The following is an 18,835-nucleotide window of genomic DNA, read 5'->3' on the forward strand; positions in this document are numbered from 1 at the left end:
CCTGCCCGGTTGCCCGCGTCTTCGGCGGCCGGATAGCTTGCCGCCCGGTGCGGCCCGGTCGAGCAGTCCACTCGACCCCCATCCGCGGAGCGACCCCCAGGAGAAATCGACGGTTCGTCATGCAGGCCATAATACCTCTGGCGGGGAAGGGTACAAGGGTCCGTCCCCACACCCATTCCCGTCCCAAACCCCTGCTGCGCGTGGCGAATCGGCCCGTGCTCTCCTACGTTGTCGAGCAGCTTCGCGCCGAAGGCGCCGACGATTTCATCTTCATCACCGGACACCTCGCGCCTCGGATTCAGGCCTGGATGACCGAGGAGTTCCCCGGACTCCCGGTCACCTACGTGGAGCAGGTCGCGCAGCGGGGGACGGCCGACGCGATCGCCCTCGCCGAACCGCATGTGACGGGTCCGGTTCTCATCGTGTTCGTCGATACGCTCTTCGACGCGGACTTCAGCGTGCTGCGCCGACAGGCCGACGCCTCCGGCATCGTCTGGGCCCGGGAGGTCGAGGACTACCGGCGGTACGGCGTCATCCTCACCGATGAGGCCGGGTATATGAAGCAGATCATTGAGAAGCCGGAGGAGCCCGTCTCGAAGCTGGCCAACATCGGCCTGTACTACGTCCGGGACCATGAACTGATGTTCGAAGGCGTTCGACATGTGCTGAATCAGGATCCGAATCTGGGTGAATATTTTCTCACGGACGCGTTCCAATACATGATCGACCGCGGCGCCCGTCTCTATACGGCGGAAGTGGGCGGATGGTTCGATTGCGGGAAGCCGGAGACGTTGCTGGAGACGAATCGGGTCATGCTCGAGCGCGGCCACGGAGACCGGCCGGAGCTTCCGGACTCGGTCTCGATCGAGGGCGCCACGGCGGTCGCACGCGACGCCACGGTCGAGGCGTCCAGCCTCGGACCCAACGTGAGCATCGCGGCCGGGAGCCGCGTGCGGGGTTCGCGCCTCCGCGACGCGATCATCGGGGAGGGCAGCGTCATCGAGGACTGCGATCTCCGGGATTCCCTCGTCGGGGATCGCGTGGTCGTGCGGGGCGTGCGCGGCAGGATCAACGTGGGAGACGACGCCATCATCGAGGGGGGCCGCTGATGCGAGGTTGCGGCGCCGCGGCCGTCCGGGGCGGGAGGCTTGGGGATTGAGCCACGACGATCTGATCTACGACTGGAACCGGCTTCCCCCGAGCCACGACTATGCCGCCACGACGGTGGAACTCAACGACGAGACGCTCCGGGACGGCCTGCAGAACCCCTCCGTCACCGACCCGCCAATAGCGAGGAAGATCGAACTCCTCCACCTCATGGTGGAGTTGGGGATCCACTCCGCGGACATTGGACTTCCCGGCGCCGGGCCGAGGGCGTACGAGGCGTGCCTCGCTCTGGCGCGCGAGATCGCCGACCCCGGACTCCCGATCGGGGTCACCCTGGCGGCCCGCACCGTCCGGGCCGACATCGAACCCGTGGCGCGCATCCAGGAGGAGACCGGCCTCAAGCTCGAGCTCGCCACCTTCATCGGGAGTTCTCCGATCCGGCAGTACGCGGAGGACTGGGACGTCGAGCGCATCCTCGACGCCACCCGCGGCGCGATCGAGTTCGCCGTGAGCGAGGGTCTCGAGGTGATGTACGTGACCGAAGACACCACGAGATCGCGGCCGCGCACGCTCGCCCGGCTCTTCTCCGCCGCGGTCGAGGCGGGGGCGCGGCGGATCTGCCTCGCGGACACCGTCGGCCACGCCACGCCGCACGGCGTACGCCGGCTCGTCCGCTTCGCGAAGGACTTTGCGGCCGGCACGGGGGAGCCCGTGAAGATCGACTGGCACGGCCACCGCGACCGCGGCCTGGGGCTCGCGAACGCCCTGGCGGCGATCGAGGAGGGCGTGGACCGGGTGCACGCCACCGCGCTCGGCATCGGCGAGCGGATCGGCAACGTCGAGATGGACCTGCTGCTCGTGAACCTCCGCCTCCTCGGGGCGCACGAGCACCCGATCGACCAACTGGCGGACTACTGCCGCGTCACGGCGGAGATGTGCGGGATCGATATCCCGCACAACTATCCGGTGATCGGGGACGACGCGTTTCGCACGGGGACCGGCGTCCACGCTGCCGCGATCATCAAGGCCATGCAGAAGGGCGACCGCTGGCTGGAGGACTGCGTCTACAGCGGCGTCCCGGCCTCGATCGTGGGCCGGAGCCAGATCATCGAGATCTCGCCGGTCTCGGGACTCAGCAACGTGCGTCACTGGCTGAGCCATCACGGATACGACGCGGACGACGAGGCCCTGTGTACGGCCGTCTTCCGGCTCGCCAAGAAGTGCAATCAAACGCTGTCCCGCGGCGAGATCGAGTCGGAGATCGCGCGCGTTGAGGCCGGGCGGACCTGAGGTGTCCGACGGAGCGACGCGCGAGATGCCGGGCGAGATGCGGGCGCGGGCCCCGGCGGCGGCGGCGGCGCGGAGAGTTGCCGCGGGCGTCCTCCTCCTGCTGCCCCTGCCGCTGAACACCGGCCTGGCGGCGCAGGATGCGAGCGTCGAGCGCGTGCCCACGCTTCCCAACGGGGTCCCCGTCGTCGTGTTCCCCGTCCAGTCGGCCGTGCCCCCCGCCGGAGGGGGCCGGGCCGGGGACACCGGGATCGGAGGCCGGGCGATCGACCTCCTGAACGCCGAACTCGCCTTCGCCTTCGGCGAGGAGGCGGGGGCGCGCGGCTGGGCGCTGGGATCGGCGGTCGAGGCCCGACTGGCGCGGAATCCGACGATCGGCGTCGATCCGCGTCGACTCGCGTACCACGGGCTGCTGCGCGACCCCGGACCGCGGCGACAACTCTACGAGCCGCTGCACACGCAACTCCGTCAGGTGGCGTCCCTGTTCGACGCCCGTCTCGTGGTTCTGCCCCTTTCCGTCTGGTACCGGCGGGCGGACCGCGCGCCGGACGCAGGTCGGGCCGTGCTGCTCCTCGCGGTGATCGACGTGCGGCGCAGCGCGGTGCTGTGGCACGGCACGATCGAGGGGAGAGCCGCGGACGCCGCCTCCCCGGCCGCGCTCACGACGCTGGCGCTGCGCGTGGCCGGCCAGTTGGCGCCTTCCTGACCGTGCCTCCGTCGCGCACGAGACGCACACCGAGACGCATGACGTGACCCACGACGTGACGCTGTTACCGGGCGATGGGATCGGTCCGGAAATCTCGCGCACGGTCCTCGACATCCTCGAGGCCGCGGGCGCGCCCATCCGCTGGCATGAATGCGTCGGCGGCGTGACCGCCATGGAGACCGTCGGCGAGCCGCTCCCGCAGGCGACCCTCGACTCGATCGAGACCACCGCCGTCGCGCTCAAGGGGCCGCTCACGACCCCCATAGGCTCGGGCTTCCGCTCGGTGAACGTCGCCCTCCGCAAGCACTTCGACCTGTTCGCGAACGTGCGCCCGGCGGTCACGCTCCTACCGTCGGCTCGCTATCCGGGCGTGGACCTCGTCATCGTGCGCGAGAACACGGAGGGCCTGTACGCCGGGATCGAGCACTTCATCGGAATGGAGAACGACCCCCGCGCGGTCGCCGAGTCGGTCATGCTCATCACGCGCTACGGATCGCGTCGTATCGTGCGCTTCGCGTTCGAGTACGCCCTCGCGCATGGGCGTCGTCTCGTGACCCTCGTCCACAAGGCGAATATCCTCAAGTACACGCAGGGTCTCTTTCTCGAAGTCGGCCGCGAAGTGGCCGCGGAGTACGAGGGCAGGGTGGAGTTCGATGACAGGATCGTGGACGCCACCGCGATGCAGCTCGCGCTGGACCCCTACCGGTTCGACGTGATCGTGACCGAGAACATGTTCGGGGACATCCTCTCGGATCTGGTGGCCGGGCTCATCGGAGGACTCGGGTTCGCGCCGGGCGCGAACCTCGGCGAGCGGGCGGCGATCTTCGAGGCGGTGCACGGCTCGGCGCCCGACATCGCGGGGCGGGGGATCGCCAACCCGACATCGCTTCTGCTCGCCAGCTGCCTCATGCTCGACCATCTGGGCGAGGCGTCGACGGCCGCCCGCATCCGGGCCGCGCTCCGCCGCACGCTCGACGAAGGGGCCGCGCGCACGGCGGACATCGGCGGAACGGCCGGCACCGCGGAGTTCGGGGAGGCGGTCATCGAACGGCTGGAGGGGGATACCGCATGACCGGATCGCGACGCCAATCGGTCGAGGAGTTGCACTTCAAGGGGGGGGCCTGCGACGCCTGCGGCCAGGTGTTCCCGAAGGGCCAGCTCGATGAGGATGGCTGGTGCGAGGCATGCCGCCCGCGCATGCAGCGTCGCATGCGCACCTGGAGCCATGTCATCGCCGCGCTCATCACTCTTCCGTTCGCCGTCTGGGTGGTGATCTGGATGGGGCGCTTCCCGCAGTTCGAGTACCTGCCCCGCTTCGCCTGGCTGCTGCCGCTGTCGGCCGCGTACTATCTCGGCTTTCGCATCGGCCGCGAGGTCGTCAAGGGCTACGGACGATGGCGTCGCGGCCGCTAGACGGTCCGCGGCGGCCGGAGATGCGCGCGATCGCGGGGCTGCCGGCCGCGGCGCTGGCCGTCATGGTCGGCGTCGTCCTCGTCGTCAACGCGCACCTGTTCGGCTGGCCGGGGGTGGCCGGCGGGGTCGCGCTCGGCGCCGGCGGCATTGCGCTCGGCGTTCACTGCTTCCGCCCCCGACCATCCGACGCCAACCGCGCGGCGGCCGCCGGCCGCCCCGACCCGGGAGAACTTCCAGAATGAGTTTCGAGGGAGTGGACTACTTCAATCTCGACGCGCTCCTCGACGAGGAGGAGATCGCCATCCGGGACCTCGTCCGGGAGTGGGTGGACCGGGAGGTCATCCCGATCATCGGCCACCACTACATCGAGCGCACCTTCCCGCGCGAACTCATCCCCCAGATGGGGGAACTCGGCTTCTTCGGGGCGAACCTGCCCGAGGAATACGGCTGCGCCGGCCTCAACAACGTGGCCTACGGCCTCATCATGCAGGAACTCGAGCGGGCGGACTCGGGCATCCGCTCCTTCGTCTCCGTGCAGGGTGCCCTCGTGATGTATCCCATCTACGCCTTCGGCTCCGAGGAGCAGCGGCGCGAGTGGCTGCCGCGGATGGCGAGCGGCGAGGCGATCGGTTGCTTCGGCCTCACGGAACCCGACTTCGGCTCGAACCCCGCCGGCATGATCACCCGGGCGGTCGAGGACGGAGACGAGTGGGTGCTCAACGGCGCCAAGATGTGGATCACGAACGGGTCGATGGCCGACGTGGCGGTGATCTGGGCCAAGACCGGAGACCTCGACGACGTGGGCTCCATCCGCGGCTTCCTCGTGGAGACCGAGCGGGACGGCTTCTCCGCCACCGACCAGAAGGGGAAGCTCTCCCTCCTCGCCTCGGACACCTCCGAACTCGTGCTGCAGGATGTGAGGGTGCCCCGGGCGAACCTTCTCCCCGGGAGCGGGGGGCTCAAGAGCCCCCTCAAGTGCCTCACTCAGGCCCGCTACGGCATCTCGTGGGGTGCCGTGGGCGCGGCGATGGCGTGCTACCGGGAGTCGGTCGAGTACGCGAAGAACCGCTTGCAGTTCGACGGGACCCCGATCGCCCAGACCCAGATCCAGCAGGTGCGGATCGCCGACATGCTGACCGAGATCACCAAGGCCCAGCTTCTCGTCCTCCGTCTCGGCCGCATGAAGGACGAGGGCACGATGCGGCCGCAGCACGTCTCGCTCGCGAAGCGCAACAACGTCGACATGGCATGCGAGTGCGCCCGCGAGGCGCGGCGCCTGCTGGGCGCGAACGGGATCCTCGCCGAGTACGCTTCGATGCGGCACATGGCGAACCTCGAGTCGGTCTACACCTACGAGGGCACGCACGACATCCACTCCCTCATCCTGGGGCACGACGCGACCGGGCTCCCGGCCTACAACTGACGAGCGCAGGACGAAAGCCATGAAACGAATCACCGCCATCTTCGTGCCCGCCCTCCTGGTGGCGTGCACCCCCGAGCCCGGGGCGGAGACCGCCGGGGGAGAGGCGCCGGTCCTCGTGTCGGAGTTCGACGTGTCCATCCCCGCTCCGGCCGTGGACGAAGACGTGGAGGGCGTGCTCCCGAGGCAGGCGATGGAGGAGCACGAGGACAACTGGGACGTGCTCGAGCAGTACGGCGCGGGGCGTCACCGCGATCACGCGACGCCCGACCTCGCGTGGGAACGCCACGGCCCGAGCGGCGATCTCGAGGACGTACTCGAGGCCCGCATCCCCGCGTACCACTGGAACGGGTGGTACGACATCTTCGTCACCGACGCCGTCCTCTGGTTCGAGAACTATCGGGGGCCGCAGAAACTCGGCATCGGAGCCTGGCCGCACGCCGGCATGCCCGATCCCGATCTGATGGCGGAGCGCATACACCTCTACGCCATCGAGCAGCACAGGTGGTTCGACTACTGGCTCAAGGGCATCGACAACGGCGTGCTCGACGAAGCCCCGATCCACTACGCCGTGATGAACGATCCGGGCGACTGGCGCTGGACGGCGACGGACGCGTGGCCGCCGGAGACCACGAGCCGGCGCCTCTTCCTCGGGCCGGGGACGAGCGGGAGCGTGGCCTCGGTCAACGATGGCGGGCTCTCCTCCGACGCCCCCTCGGTCGAGGCGGCGTTCGACGAATACAGGGTCGACCTCACGACGACGACCGGGACGTCTTCCCGCTGGGACAACGCGGTGGGGGCGGCGCCCGAAATGCTGTACCCGGACCTGCGCGACACCGACGCGAAGTCGCTGACCTACACGACTCCGCCGCTGGAGTCCGATCTCACGGTCACGGGCCACCCCGTGGTCACGCTGTGGGTGACGTCGTCGCAGCGGGATGCCGATTTCTTCGTGCTACTCGAGGAAGTCGACCCGGAAGGGTCGTCGCGGTACGTGACGGAGGGCGTGCTGCGCGCCTCGCATCGCGCGCTGGCGGAAGCCCCGTGGGACAACCTCGGGCTCCCCTTCCAGCGCAGCTACGCGAGCGATGTCCAGCCGCTCCCGGACGCCCCGGCCGAACTCACGCTCGATCTGCACCCGACCTCGACCGTCTTCAACGCGGGACACCGCCTCCGGCTGACCGTGATGGGCGCCGACCGGGACAACGCCGAGGAGGTCTCGGACCCGCCGCCGACGGTGCGCGTCTACCGCTCCGCCGCCCATCCCTCGAGCGTCGAACTGCCCATCGCCGAGGGAGCCGCCCCGGGTTCGTAGCCGCCGCCGAGGCGTCGCCGAGGGGAACGCCACGATCACCGCGACGACCGGACGTGCACAGGGGGCTCGGTTCCGTTCCACCTGGGCACGGCTGTGGAATGTCCTCCGCTGTCGGACCGTGATATTCGCGAGATCCTGTACGACGGGACGGGAAGGGGGTAGCGGTTCGTCGTGCTGCCGACCGACGCTCTGGCCGATCCACCCCGGAGGGTGGGTATCCGGCCAGCCGTGAAGCCGTCGAACGAGTGAGGCAGCTCTAACATCAACCATCGACATCGGCGCGAGACATCGCGACTCTTCTCCACGGACTTCCGGGACCGGAAAGGAGGAAGCCCTGGGCAAGATTGACCGCCGCGACTTCGTCGTCAGGGCCGGACGCTGGGCGGGGGCCGCCGCGATCGCCCCCTCGCTGACCGGGCTCGCAGCCTGCGCCGAGAGCCCGTCCGCTCCATCTTCGGGGAAGCTTGCCGGGTCCAGACAGAACGGGAACGGGTACGGGCCCTTGCGCCGCGCAGGCCCGGAACTGGCGCTGCCGGATGGGTTTTCCTACGCGATCCTCAGCGTAGAATGCCGTCCCATGTCGGATGGAACGTTGACGCCGCGCGCTCACGACGGGATGGGACTCTTCCCGATGAGCGACGATGTCGTTCGCCTCGTGCGGAACCATGAAGATCGGGACCTGCCCGGCCTCGCAATGCCGCTGGTCTCGCCGGACCTGGCGTACGATCCCCAGGGGGGCGGCGGAACGACGACCCTGGAGGTCCGGCTGGAGGCCGATGGACGCCCCACCCTGCTGCGCGACTTCGTGAGCCTGGGGGGGACCATCGTCAACTGCGCCGGCGGCACGACCGCGTGGCGCAGCTGGCTGTCGTGCGAGGAAACGACCGAGGGACGACGGGACGGCGGCTGGTCCGTCCCCCACGGATACGTGTTCGAGGTCCCCGCGGACGCCGACGGGCCGGTACAGCCGCAGCCGCTGCGAGATATGGGCCGTTTCACACATGAGGCCGTAGCGGTGGATCCCGGTACGGGGTTCGTCTACGAGACGGAGGATTACAGCAGCCGCGCGGGTTTCTATCGCTTCAGACCCCACACTCCGGGCGTCCTTGCGGATGGGGGCGCCCTGGAGATGCTCGCCGTACGCGGTGACCCTCAAGTGGATCTCCGCGCCAGCCAAAGCACGGGTATGTGGCGCGAGGTCGAGTGGGTTCCGATCGAACGTCCCGATCCGCCTGAAGCCGAGGAGAGCCCGACGACCGTTTGGCGCGAAGGATTCGAGGCGGGCGGAGCCCGGTTCTCGCGTCTCGAGGGCTGCTGGTACGGCGACCAAAGCATCTATTTTCACGCCACCCACGGCGGAGACGCCCAACTGGGTCAGGTCTGGCGGTACGTGCCCGCGGAGGAAGCCATGGTCCTCGTGTTCGAGTCGCCATCGGTGCAGGTTCTGGACAGCCCCGACAATATCACGGTCAGCCCCAGGGGCGGCATCCTCATCTGCGAAGACAACAGGGACGCACATCTCCGGGGCCTGTCGCCTTCGGGAGAGATCTTCCCCTTCGCTCGGAACCTCCTGAACCGGCGCGAGTTCGCGGGGGCATGCTTCAGCCCGGATGGCCGGACGTTGTTCTTCAACCTTCAGGGCGATACGGACTTCACGGGGCCGGGCGACCTGAGTTACACGTTCGCGGTCTGGGGACCCTGGGAACGCGGGGCGCTCTGAACAGGCTTCAGGCGCCGGGGCCCGCCGGCGCTGTATCGAAAGAAGAACCCGGGAATCCAGGGTGGCCTCCGGTACGACCGGAACCAGCAACCGACCAGCGCTGGAGCGACGCGATGAACGAACGAACATCGGTTCGACGCAGGCTTCAACGGCAAGATAGACTCCGATACCGAAATCCGGTTCGGTCGTCGCTCCTTGTCGCGGCTCTGTTCGGGATTGCCTCCTGTGGGGGAGACGGGACAACGGATCCGCCGCCCCCGCCACCTCCGCCGCCATCACCCCCACCGGTGGCCCCGGTGGCGGTCGGCTCGATACCGGCGCAGGTCCTCGCTGCGGGACAGGCCGTCACGGTGGATGTGACCCCGTTCTTCAGCGATCCCGATGGGGGCGCGCTGACCTACGCCGCGGCATCGTCGAACGAGGCGGTGGTCTCCGTCTCGCTGTCGGGGAGCAGCCTGACGGTGACGGCGGTGGCCGCGGGTACGGCGGCGGTGACGGTGACGGCGACGGACCCGGACGGTCTGAGCGCGATGCAGAGCGCCGAGGTGACCGTGGTGGCGGGATTCCGGGACGACTTTGACTCCGCCGAGAGTCTGGACAAGTGGGAGCTCGTTGAAGGGCGCGCCTCCGTATCCGATGGCCTGCTGCGCCTTACCAACACCGACGACGAAGCCGGATGGATGCGCCATCTCCTGGACTCCTCGCTGACGTCCTGGACGCTTCGTGCGAGAATGTCCCGGGCCGAGGGGCGTGGCCGGGTATCCCTTGCGTGGTATTCGGGCCACGAGCGGTACACTCTATTCACGTTCGACATCAAGGATACCAGCAGCGGCAACTACGGTTTGTACATGTGGGATGAGGAGGAGGAGGACTGGCTCAAGCTCGAAGACCAGTCCGGCTACTCGGACGCCGTCAGACACGGCGCGAATGAAATGACGGAGATCACGATCGCCCGGGAAGAGGAAGAGTTGATCGGGATGGCCGGAGACACGGAACTCTTCCGTTGGCGGCTTAACAAGACCGCCGCCACTCTGTTCGATGAGCTGACCGGGATCGAGCTCTACTATGACAGCTCCAGCGGGGGCAGATCGGGACTTTACGACTGGGTGGACGCGGCCGGCACTCAAAGCGGCGCGGCGATGCCGGATGTGCCCGTCGCGAGACCGGGGACGCAATCTCCGAGGCTTGGCGGGGAACGCCGCTGACATCTCCAGCGTGAGCCGAGGCCGGTGGGCCAGCGGCTGCTACCGCCGGCGGCACACCGAGGTTGACCCTCGAGGCGTACTCGGCCGAGCATCGGCCCGGGATTCGTCCACTGTGGCTGCGGGCCCTGCGGGTCTCGGTCGGGCCGTCGCGTCATGGCAGGTGCGAGCCTCATGCCTCCGTCCAGCAGCAGCCCGCCTACTGAGTCCCGCCTGAAGACCAGCTAAGCCGAGAGGCTCACGTGTCGTTGGACAGGACTGGCTCTGGCCCGTATCGCTCCACGGCCGCACGTTGCCCCGACCGGAGGCAACGATCCGCTTCAATAAGGACCTGGCCATGAACCACGTTCGCCTTTCTTCCCTCAGTCTCGCCCTCGCGCTCGGGGCGGCCGCGCCACTGGGAGCGCAGCAGCTCGCGCCGGAACAGTACGAGGGGCTCCGGGCCCGCCACATCGGACCCGTCGGCAACCGCGTCTCCTCCGTGGCCGGCGTCCCCGGCGACCGCAACACGTACTTCGCCGGCGCCGCGACCGGGGGGATCTGGAAGACCGACGACGCCGGCCTCCACTGGCGGCCCGTGTTCGATGACCAGCCGGTGCACGCCATCGGCGCCCTGGCCGTGGCCCCGAGCGACCACGCGATCGTCTGGGCGGGGACCGGGGAGACCTCGATCCGCTCCAACGTCTCGATCGGAAACGGCGTCTGGAAGTCGACCGACGGCGGCGAGAGCTGGAGCCACATGGGGCTCGAGGGCACCGGCCGCGTGGGGCGGATCCTCATCCACCCCCGGGACGCCGACATCGTGTACGTCGCGGCGCTCGGCCACGCCTACGCGGAGTCCGACGAGCGCGGGGTGTACCGGACGATGGACGGCGGCGCCTCGTGGGAGAAGGTCCTGTTCGTCGACCGCGGGACCGGCGCCTACGACATGGTCATGGATCCCGGGAATCCGCGGAAGATCTTCGCGACCATGTGGGACATCGATCTCAAGACGTGGAAGCGCGACAGCGGGGGCCCGGGCAGCGGGCTCCACCTGACCATGGACGGCGGCGACAGCTGGACGGAACTCGAGGGGAACGGGCTCCCCACCGGCACGCTCGGAAAGATCGCCGTCTGCATGTCCGCCTCGGACTCCGACCGCGTCTACGCCCTCATCGAGACGAGCGACGGCGTACCGATGGAAGGCTACGAGGCCGACACCGGAGAGCTGTGGAGCAGCGACGACGGCGGCGGCGCGTGGCGTCTCGTGAACTACAGTCACAACCTCGCGAGCCGGCAGGCGTACTACACGCGCTGCGGCGTGGCCTCCGACGACCGGGACGAGATCTACTTCCTCTCCTCGAGCTTCAGCGTGAGCCGCAACGGTGGCGAGACCTACACCAGCTACAACTTTCTGGGCGGCGGTCCGCCGGGCGGTGATCCGGCCGCCCCGGGCTGGGACCTGCACGACATCTGGGTCGATCCGACCGACGCGGACCGCGTCTTCATCGGCGGCGACAGCGGCGTCGGGATCACCGAGAACCGGATGAAGTCCTGGTCCCGCATGCAGCTTCCGATCGCGCAGATGTACCACGTCACGGTGGACAACGCGATTCCGTACAACGTGATGGGGAACCGGCAGGACGGGCCTTCCTTCCACGGCCCGTCGAACACGCGCTACACGGGATTCTGGGCGCGCGGGCTCATCCCGCGCGGTGACTGGACGACCGTGGGCGGGGGCGAGAGCGGGTTCGCGACCCCCGATCCCACCGACCCGAACATCGTGTGGTCGAGCGCCTCCGGAGCGGGCGCGCGCGGCGGCATCGTCGTGCGACACGACATGGCGCGCGGCCAGTTCCGCGACGTCGAGGTGTGGCCCGAGTCCACGGGGGGATATCCCGCGGGCGACGTGCGCTACCGTTTCCAGTGGACCTTCCCGCTGCTCATCTCGCCGCACGACAACGAGACCATCTTCGTCACGAGCCAGCACGTGCACCGCACGCGCAACCGGGGCCAGAGCTGGGAGGTGATCAGCCCCGATCTCTCCACGAACGACCGGTCGCGGATGGGGATCTCCGGCGGCCTCACCCCGGACAACATCGGGGTCGAGTTCTGCTGCGTGATCTACGCCTTCGACGAGTCGCCGCTCCAGCAGGGCGTGTTCTGGGCCGGCACGAACGACGGCCTCGTGCAGCTGAGTCGGGACGACGGCGCGACGTGGACCGACGTCACGGCCAACATCCCCGACCTCCCGCCCGACGGGGTGGTGCGGAGCATCGACGCCTCCCGCTACGATGTGGCGAAGGCCTACATCGCGATCGAACACCACCAGGTCGGCGACTTCGAGGCGCGCGCCTACAAGACCGACGACTTCGGGGAGACGTGGACCCGGATCACGGACGGGGTCGACAACTATCCGGTCGACTACACGCGCTACCTGCTCGAGGACCCGGTGCGGCCGGGACTCCTCTACCTCGGCACGGAGACCAACGTCTACATCAGCTACGACGACGGGGAGAGCTGGCAGCTGTTCATGCCGAACCTCCCGCCGACGCCGTATTACGGGCTCATCATCCAGGAGCACTTCAACGACTTCGTGGCGGGGACCTACGGCCGCGGCTACTGGATCCTCGACGACCTGGGCCCGGTGCAGCAGCTCACACCCGAGATCGCGGCCTCCGACGCGCACCTGTTCGAGCCCCGCGACGCGTACCGCTTCAACGACATCGTCGAGCCCATGGTGATGTTCGAGGACTGGTCCGTGGGCGAGAACCCGCCCAACGGAGCCTCGATCAACTACTGGCTCGCGGACGGTGGGGACGGCGAAGTCCAGGTCCGGGTCGAGAACTCCGACGACGAGACGCTGGCCACGCTCGACGGCGCGAATCACGACGGCTTCAACCGCGTGTGGTGGAACTTCCGGGGACCGGACGCGAATCCGATCCTCTACCGCACCAAGCCGCAGTTCGCGGACTGGATGCCCATGCCCGAGGTCTCCCGGCAGGGCGGGGGCGGCTTCTTCGGCGGCGGCGGCGGCCCGAGACAGCCCCCGGGCACGTACACGGTCACGCTCGTCGTGGATGGCGAAGACATGGGGACGCAGGAGCTCACCGTCCTCCGGGATCCCGGCTCCGAGGGGTCCATGGCGGACATCCTGGCCCAGAAAGCGCTGCTCGACGAGATCGTCGCCGACCGGAACCGGCTCGCCGATGTCGTCAACCAGATCGAACTGCTGCGGCGCCAGATACAGGACCTGCGCCCCGTGCTCGAGGAGGCGGGCGACGCCGAGGACGTCATCGAGGCGGGTGAGGCGCTCAACGACCTGCTCATCGAGGTGGAGAGCGAACTCGTACAGGTGAAGAACACGGGACCCGACGGGGTGCGCTGGCCGGCGATGGTCAGCGGTCGTCTGTCGTACCTCCAGGGTGCGGTGGGGAGCGCGGACTTCCCCCCCACCGACCAGCACGCCGAGGTGGCGGAGATCCTGAGCGATCAGGTCGACGAGGTGGAAATCCGGCTGCAGGAGGTGCTCACGGACGAGTTGGCCGAGTTCAACCGGATGCTCCAGCAGAAGGTGGGGCGCGTCATCACCACGGAGTAGGACCATCCACGATAGACGATGCCGGGCCGTGGGCATCCGCCTGACGGCGGGGGCGCCGGCATTTGAGGGCTTCTCGCTCCTGCTCCGCGCCGAGAGCCCTTGACCGACCCCATCCGGGCCTTCCTCGAGAGCCAGGGATTCCTCGTCCTCGATGGGGGTCTCGCGACGGAACTCGAGGCGCTGGGCTGCGACCTGAACGACCCACTGTGGTCCGCCCGAGCCCTCCTCGGCGATCGCGAGGCGGTCCGCACCGCCCACCGCCGCTTCCTGGAGGCCGGGGCCGACTGCATCGCCACCGCGACCTACCAGGCGACCTTCGAGGGCTTCGCGGCCCGCGGCCTCGACGCGCGGGAGACGGCCCGGCTGCTGCGCGCGGCGGTCGAGGTGGCCGTCTCGGCGCGCGACGACTTCCTGTCCGACCTCTCGATGCCGGGCGGCAGACTCCGCCCCCTCGTGGCCGCGAGCGTGGGTCCGTACGGCGCCTTCCTCGCCGACGGCTCGGAGTACCGGGGCGACTACGGGCTCTCCGCAGCCGAACTCTACGACTTCCACGCCCCGCGCTGGGAGGTCCTCGCCGAGACGGAGGCCGACCTCCTGGCGTGCGAGACCACCCCCTCGCTGGAGGAAACCCAAGCCTACTGCCGGCTCGCGGCCGTCGCCCACCGGCCGACCTGGATCAGCTTCCAGTGTCGCGACGGCGCGCACCTCGCGGACGGGACTCCGCTCGAGACCGCCGTCTCGCTGTGCGACGAGGAACCCCACGTCGTCGCCGTGGGCGTGAACTGTACGGATCCAGGCTTCACCGCCTCCCTGATCGGGGCGGCGCGCCGCGCGACCCCGAAGCCGATCCTCGTCTACCCCAACTCCGGGGAGACCTGGGACCCCGGGGCGAAGCGCTGGACCGGCTCGGCGAGCCCCGTCGACTGGGCGCGGAGGGCCGCCGAGTGGCGGAGCGCGGGGGCCGACGGCATCGGCGGCTGCTGCCGCGTGGGGCCGGCCGAAATCACCGCGATCCGCGAAGGGACGGTATCTTCGCAGCCGGCCGTCACACCGGAGAGATAGGGGACTGCATCGCGAGCTTCCCCATGCCGCTCACCACGGCGGAATGACCCGCACCGTCCTCCCGTCGCGGTCCACCACGACGACCGGCCTGCGATCGACTTCGTCCCGGGCCTCTACTGCGGTCCCCCGCCCGGCCTCGGCCGCCATGCGATCCGCACTCGGAAGCTGGAAGGGCTCGGCGTAGGAGAGATTGACGGCGTAGCCCATGTCGACGAGCGCCTCCAGAGTGATGGCGCTCAGCGGCTCGCGTCGATTGACGTACAGGAACGACGACATCAGCTCCATTCCGAACACGGACGCGCGCCAGTGGCCCTGGCCCGGTTCGATGGGGACCTTCTCTCCGGTGTAATCGGCTCCGCCCGCGGCGTTGAAAGCGGCGATCGCCCGCGGGCCTGTGAAGTGGGGGTCGAACACGGGATCGGAGTCCTGATCGAGCAGTCCCAGCGACACCCAGCGGGGACCGAAACCCAGAACGTGGATGATCTCGTGCACCATGACCTCGAACAGGTCGTTGTACTGTTCCAGGACGGCGAGGTCCGCCTGGTCCAACCTGATGCTTCCGAGGACGGGCGCCGAATCCGTGCGCTCTATGCAGGCCCCCGCGCGCGCCACGACCCCCAGGTCGCCGTCCAGGTCCACCGCGTCGACCCGGATGGCGACGTCGTCCACCGTCCCGAGCGCGACTTCGCCGAAGCACTGTCTCGTGCCGTTGATCGCGACATCGTCCCATTCCGTGCCGGACAGGATCGCCATCAGGTGACCGGCGGCGGACTCGAGCGTCGGACGGTAGGCTGCGGGGACGGCGTCGGTGAAGTGGAGCGAGATACTGAAGCCGTCGCCGCCACCCCGGCCGCTCACCGCCACGGTGAAGGTCTGTGTGGCGGAAAGGCCGCCGGGGTCGCTCGCCGTCACCGTGATGGTCACGGTACCCTGCGCCAGGGCCCTGACCCTCACCTCATGACCTGAAGTCACCGGCACGGCGCGGGAGCCGTCCGAGGACTCGGCCGCAATGGCCAGCGGGTCGCCGTCCGGGTCGGAGAAGTAGCGGGACGCGTCGACGACCGCCTCCCCGCCCACCCGCAACCCGATGTCGGGGATCGTGCCGATGGTCTCGGGCGCGCGGTTCGGAGGCCTCGGGTTGAGGACAGTCACCGAGAACGTCTGCATGGCGGTCAGGCCCCCCGGATCCGTCGCGGTGACCGTGATCGACGCCGCGCCGCTCGCGATGGCTATCAGCGTCATCTCCTGCCCCGAGACGGCCACGGCGGCCACGGCGCCGTCGGAGGACTCGGCGGTGAAGGCGAGGGGCTGCCCGTCAGGATCCGCGAAGTGGGTGGAGAGGTCGGCCGCGGCCTCGTCGCCGACCCGCAGCTCGATGTGGGGCAGGGGGTCGGTCGCGTGAGGCGGCCGGTTCGGGACGGTGATCGCGAAGGCCTGCGTGGCCGCGAGGCCGCCCGGATCGGTGGCGGTGACCGTGATCGTGGCCATGCCGGGTGCGATGGCCCGAACCGAGACCGAGTCGCCCGCGATACCCGCACTCGCCACGCTGGTGTCCGAGGACTCGGCTGTGAAGGTGAGGGGGTCGCCGTCCGGGTCGGAGAAATGGCGGGCCGCGTCGATGACGGCCGCCTCGCCCACGGGCAGCTCGACGTCGGGCATCGCGCCGGCCCTCACGGGCGCGCGGTTGGGGACAGTCGCCGAGAACGTCTGCATGGCGGTCAGGCCCCCCGGATCCGTCGCGGTGACCGTGATCGACGCCGCGCCGCTCGCGATGGCTATCAGCGTCATCTCCTGCCCCGAGACGGCCACGGCGGCCACGGCGCCGTCGGAGGACTCGGCGGTGAAGGCGAGGGGCTGCCCGTCAGGATCCGCGAAGTGGGTGGAGAGGTCGGCCGCGGCCTCGTCGCCGACCCGCAGCTCGATGTGGGGCAGGGGGTCGGTCGCGTGAGGCGGCCGGTTCGGGACGGTGATCGCGAAGGCCTGCGTGGCCGCGAGGCCGCCCGGATCGGTGGCGGTGACCGTGATCGTGGCCATGCCGGGTGCGATGGCCCGAACCGAGACCGAGTCGCCCGCGATACCCGCACTCGCCACGCTGGTGTCCGAGGACTCGGCTGTGAAGGTGAGGGGGTCGCCGTCCGGGTCGGAGAAATGGCGGGCCGCGTCGATGACGGCCGCCTCGCCCACGGGCAGCTCGACGTCGGGCATCGCGCCGGCCCTCACGGGCGCGCGGTTGGGGACAGTCGCCGAGAACGTCTGCATGGCGGTCAGGCCCCCCGGATCCGTCGCGGTGACCGTGATCGACGCCGCGCCGCTCGCGATGGCTATCAGCGTCATCTCCTGCCCCGAGACGGCCACGGCGGCCACGGCGCCGTCGGAGGACTCGGCGGTGAAGGCGAGGGGCTGCCCGTCAGGATCCGCGAAGTGGGTGGAGAGGTCGGCCGCGGCCTCGTCGCCGACCCGCAGCTCGATGTGGGGCAGGGGGTCGGTCGCGTGCGGCGGCCGGTTCGGGACGGTGATCGCGAAGGCCTGCGTGGCCGCGAGGCCGCCCGGATCGGTGGCGGTGACCGTGATCGTGGCCATGCCGGGTGCGATGGCCCGAACCGAGACCGAGTCGCCCGCGATACCCGCACTCGCCACGCTGGTGTCCGAGGACTCGGCCGCAATGGCCAGCGAGTCGCCGTCCGGGTCGGAGAAATGGCGGGCCGCGTCGATGACGGCCGCCTCGCCCACGGGCAGCTCGACGTCGGGCATCGCGCCGGCCCTCACGGGCGCGCGGTTGGGGACAGTCACCGAGAACGTCTGCATGGCGGTCAGGCCCCCCGGATCCGTCGCGGTGACCGTGATCGACGCCGCGCCGCTCGCGATGGCTATCAGCGTCATCTCCTGCCCCGAGACGGCCACGGCGGCCACGGCGCCGTCGCAGGACTCGGCGGTGAAGGCGAGGGGCTGCCCGTCAGGATCCGCGAAGTGGGTGGAGAGGTCGGCCGCGGCCTCGTCGCCGACCCGCAGCTCGATGTGGGGCAGGGGGTCGGTCGCGTGAGGCGGCCGGTTCGGGACGGTGATCGCGAAGGCCTGCGTGGCCGCGAGGCCGCCCGGATCGGTGGCGGTGACCGTGATCGTGGCCATGCCGGGTGCGATGGCCCGAACCGAGACCGAGTCGCCCGCGACACCCGCACTCGCCACGCTGGTGTCCGAGGACTCGGCCGCAATGGCCAGCGGGTCGCCGTCCGGGTCGGAGAAATGGCGGGACGCGTCGACGACCGCCTCCCCGCCCACCTGCAACCCGATGTCGGGGATCGTGCCGATGGTCTCGGGCGCGCGGTTGGGGACAGTCGCCGAGAACGTCTGCATGGCGGTCAGGCCCCCCGGATCCGTCGCGGTGACCGTGATCGACGCCGCGCCGCTCGCGATGGCTATCAGCGTCATCTCCTGCCCCGAGACGGCCACGGCGGCCACGGCGCCGTCGGAGGACTCGGCGGTGAAGGCGAGGGGCTGCCCGTCAGGATCCGCGAAGTGGGTGGAGAGGTCGGCCGCGGCCTCGTCGCCGACCCGCAGCTCGATGTGGGGCAGGGGGTCGGTCGCGTGAGGCGGCCGGTTCGGGACGGTGATCGCGAAGGCCTGCGTGGCCGCGAGGCCGCCCGGATCGGTGGCGGTGACCGTGATCGTGGCCATGCCGGGTGCGATGGCCCGAACCGAGACCGAGTCGCCCGCGACACCCGCACTCGCCACGCTGGTGTCCGAGGACTCGGCTGTGAAGGTGAGGGGGTCACCGTCCGGGTCGGAGAAATAGGCCGACAGCCGGAGTGTGACCGAATCCGGCACGTGCTGGTTGGAGATTATGGCGATGAGCTGCGGCGGTTCATTGCGGTCCCGAGGCCCGGAGATTTCGTCGCCGCAGGCGGCGACAGCGGCGGTGAGAAGGGCGAGGAGCAGGCGGCGAGCGAGCATGTGATCACGCACTCCGATCGTCGCGGTGGGCTCGGCGCGTATCGGGCACGGGCCAAGGTACGCGGCTGGGGACAT

The 18,835-nt window shown here is 69.7% G+C and carries 13 protein-coding genes; 12 read left to right on the plus strand and 1 reads right to left on the minus strand.

The genetic code is table 11. The features are described 5' to 3' along the window. Positions 1–119: 119 nt before the first annotated feature. From ACOQPP_RS18525 to mmuM, 12 genes are all read left to right on the plus strand, one after another. Positions 120–1,109, plus strand: a complete 990-nt coding sequence (locus tag ACOQPP_RS18525) for a sugar nucleotidyltransferase (RefSeq protein ID WP_419167304.1) — start codon at positions 120–122, stop codon at positions 1,107–1,109. A gap of 46 nt (positions 1,110–1,155) precedes the next feature. Further along, positions 1,156–2,397, plus strand: coding sequence for a LeuA family protein (locus ACOQPP_RS18530; RefSeq protein WP_419167303.1), 1,242 nt, complete (start codon positions 1,156–1,158; stop codon positions 2,395–2,397). A gap of 1 nt (position 2,398) precedes the next feature. Next, positions 2,399–3,100: a hypothetical protein gene (locus tag ACOQPP_RS18535; RefSeq protein ID WP_420637138.1), complete on the plus strand. Its 702-nt coding sequence runs from the start codon at positions 2,399–2,401 to the stop codon at positions 3,098–3,100. A 43-nt stretch (positions 3,101–3,143) separates the two neighbouring features. Next, the gene (locus tag ACOQPP_RS18540) at positions 3,144–4,172 is read left to right on the plus strand and encodes an isocitrate/isopropylmalate dehydrogenase family protein (RefSeq protein ID WP_419167300.1); all 1,029 of its coding nucleotides are present in this window, start codon (positions 3,144–3,146) and stop codon (positions 4,170–4,172) included. Continuing rightward, positions 4,169–4,513: a hypothetical protein gene (locus ACOQPP_RS18545; RefSeq protein ID WP_419167299.1), complete on the plus strand. Its 345-nt coding sequence runs from the start codon at positions 4,169–4,171 to the stop codon at positions 4,511–4,513. Before ACOQPP_RS18540 ends, ACOQPP_RS18545 begins: the two co-directional genes overlap by 4 nt. A 20-nt stretch (positions 4,514–4,533) precedes the next feature. After that, positions 4,534–4,755, plus strand: a complete 222-nt coding sequence (locus ACOQPP_RS18550) for a hypothetical protein (protein ID WP_419167298.1) — start codon at positions 4,534–4,536, stop codon at positions 4,753–4,755. Further along, complete coding sequence (locus ACOQPP_RS18555) at positions 4,752–5,936, plus strand: acyl-CoA dehydrogenase family protein (RefSeq protein ID WP_419167297.1); 1,185 nt, start codon at positions 4,752–4,754, stop codon at positions 5,934–5,936. Before ACOQPP_RS18550 ends, ACOQPP_RS18555 begins: the two co-directional genes overlap by 4 nt. 19 nt (positions 5,937–5,955) lie before the next feature. Further along, positions 5,956–7,248, plus strand: a complete 1,293-nt coding sequence (locus tag ACOQPP_RS18560; RefSeq protein ID WP_420637139.1) for a CocE/NonD family hydrolase — start codon at positions 5,956–5,958, stop codon at positions 7,246–7,248. 397 nt (positions 7,249–7,645) lie between these two features. Continuing rightward, complete coding sequence (locus tag ACOQPP_RS18565) at positions 7,646–8,968, plus strand: alkaline phosphatase PhoX (RefSeq protein ID WP_420464356.1); 1,323 nt, start codon at positions 7,646–7,648, stop codon at positions 8,966–8,968. 296 nt (positions 8,969–9,264) lie between these two features. Continuing rightward, positions 9,265–10,173: an Ig-like domain-containing protein gene (locus tag ACOQPP_RS18570; protein WP_420637140.1), complete on the plus strand. Its 909-nt coding sequence runs from the start codon at positions 9,265–9,267 to the stop codon at positions 10,171–10,173. A gap of 334 nt (positions 10,174–10,507) precedes the next feature. Further along, positions 10,508–13,750 carry a WD40/YVTN/BNR-like repeat-containing protein gene (locus tag ACOQPP_RS18575; RefSeq protein ID WP_419167294.1) on the plus strand — a complete coding sequence of 1,081 codons (3,243 nt, stop codon included), beginning with the start codon at positions 10,508–10,510 and terminating at the stop codon, positions 13,748–13,750. Positions 13,751–13,849: 99 nt separating this feature from the next. Next, positions 13,850–14,812 carry a homocysteine S-methyltransferase gene (mmuM, locus tag ACOQPP_RS18580; protein WP_419167293.1) on the plus strand — a complete coding sequence of 321 codons (963 nt, stop codon included), beginning with the start codon at positions 13,850–13,852 and terminating at the stop codon, positions 14,810–14,812. 30 nt (positions 14,813–14,842) lie between these two features. On the opposite strand, the gene ACOQPP_RS18585 is transcribed toward mmuM, so the two are convergent. Continuing rightward, positions 14,843–18,760 (minus strand): Ig-like domain-containing protein, encoded by a 3,918-nt coding sequence (locus ACOQPP_RS18585; protein ID WP_420637141.1) that lies wholly within the window; start codon positions 18,758–18,760, stop codon positions 14,843–14,845. Positions 18,761–18,835 lie beyond the last annotated feature (75 nt).

This window comes from Candidatus Palauibacter sp., assembly GCF_965222475.1.
Taxonomy (GTDB): Bacteria; Gemmatimonadota; Gemmatimonadetes; order Palauibacterales; family Palauibacteraceae; genus Palauibacter.

Bases quoted from the DNA above. Each gene is read 5' to 3' on its own strand.
- ACOQPP_RS18525 (WP_419167304.1), top strand. From the start codon at position 120: ATGCAGGCCATAATACCTCTGGCGGGGAAGGGTACAAGGGTCCGTCCC.
- ACOQPP_RS18545 (WP_419167299.1), top strand. From the start codon at position 4,169: ATGACCGGATCGCGACGCCAATCGGTCGAGGAGTTGCACTTCAAGGGG.
- ACOQPP_RS18555 (WP_419167297.1), top strand. From the start codon at position 4,752: ATGAGTTTCGAGGGAGTGGACTACTTCAATCTCGACGCGCTCCTCGAC.
- ACOQPP_RS18585 (WP_420637141.1), bottom strand. From the start codon at position 18,760: ATGCTCGCTCGCCGCCTGCTCCTCGCCCTTCTCACCGCCGCTGTCGCC.
- ACOQPP_RS18550 (WP_419167298.1), top strand. From the start codon at position 4,534: ATGCGCGCGATCGCGGGGCTGCCGGCCGCGGCGCTGGCCGTCATGGTC.
- ACOQPP_RS18575 (WP_419167294.1), top strand. From the start codon at position 10,508: ATGAACCACGTTCGCCTTTCTTCCCTCAGTCTCGCCCTCGCGCTCGGG.
- ACOQPP_RS18560 (WP_420637139.1), top strand. From the start codon at position 5,956: ATGAAACGAATCACCGCCATCTTCGTGCCCGCCCTCCTGGTGGCGTGC.